Source organism: Alcanivorax sp. HI0044, assembly GCF_001634945.1.
Genome location: NZ_LWEZ01001951.1, coordinates 1 through 1,114, shown reverse-complemented (window position 1 = coordinate 1,114; position 1,114 = coordinate 1). Strand labels below are relative to the sequence as shown.

The window sequence follows — 1,114 nt, the reverse complement described above, 5'->3', positions numbered from 1 at the left end:
ATTCACCTGACTGAGTCTGTGCCATCAAGCATTCATATTCTGAATATCGAAGCTCTGCCGTGATAGCCGTTTCAGGTGTAACTTTCTCAGTAAGAATATTGCGACCAATCACCTTATTCCGTGCTTTAGACTTTCCTGTACTAAACCCTCCAACAACTGGCACATAAATTTCACCCTGGCTAACAGAAGAAGAAACCTGATCAAGCTCTTCGCCCCATTTTCTACCCACTTCTTCCATCATTGATGGAGCGGAATCTACTGCCTGAAAAAAATATTCGCCCAACCCTTTAATATAGTTAGCCAACTGTTCTTTTCTTTTAACTTCCATAACCACACCAATCCTCAGCATTCCAAAAAATCAAATAAAAAGAGCACCTTCACTCCTCGCTTACTTCCTTGGCCAGCCAAACTTGCCCTGCGGTAACAAGGATGCCAATAGCTTCTTTCGCCAATTTCTTTGCTTCTTCAGACGAGAACAGGGAATCTTTTCCTGAAAATTCATCTATCAACCCCGGAAGGTCATCAACCATTTCCTGCATCGTGTCTGATGACGCCCACAGATTCCCGGATGGATCCAGCAATCTATACGGCTTTAAAGGGCTAACCTTATCCAAGGTCTTGTTGTACTGGATTCGCCATCCTTGCTCTGAAACTTTGTCACTCCAAAATACTCCAGCATCCGCTGTCGCCGTTCCGAATAAACGCCTTACAGACATAACCACCTCAGGATATCTTATTTAAAAATCTCGCGATCACCCCAGTTCGCCTGGTTTCAATCTCCTCACAACCACAGCGCGGGCATTCATCCACCCATTCGCCTGGTGTCAGTACATCGCTTTTTGGCCTTACGCCCTTCTTCCAGCCGCATCGCGAACAATTCAAGACAAAAGGCTCTGGTCGAATCGGCATAACCCCAATCCTCCTAACAGCATAAAGGCGCTCTGGCCACATGCCAGAGCGCCTTTATTAATTTATCTACTGAACATTAAGAATGATGGACTTGGGACCAAGCAGGTCCGTCTCCCCGTTCACAGACTCCACATAAACCTCGTACTGCTCTTTATCTTCCAGGGACACGCTTATTTTCCTACCTGTCCAGGTCTGGCCCGAGTCG

2 protein-coding genes are annotated in these 1,114 nt (G+C 46.2%); both read right to left on the bottom strand.

The annotated features are described in order from the left end of the window. Nucleotides 1-328, bottom strand: a 328-nt coding sequence (locus A3730_RS30760; RefSeq protein ID WP_231884089.1) for a hypothetical protein, incomplete at its 3' end; no start/stop codon positions are given. A 49-nt stretch (nucleotides 329-377) separates the two neighbouring features. After that, on the bottom strand, nucleotides 378-716 hold the full coding sequence (locus A3730_RS29005) for a hypothetical protein (protein WP_063519141.1): 339 nt from the start codon (nucleotides 714-716) through the stop codon (nucleotides 378-380). Between the last annotated feature and the right edge of the window lie 398 nt (nucleotides 717-1,114).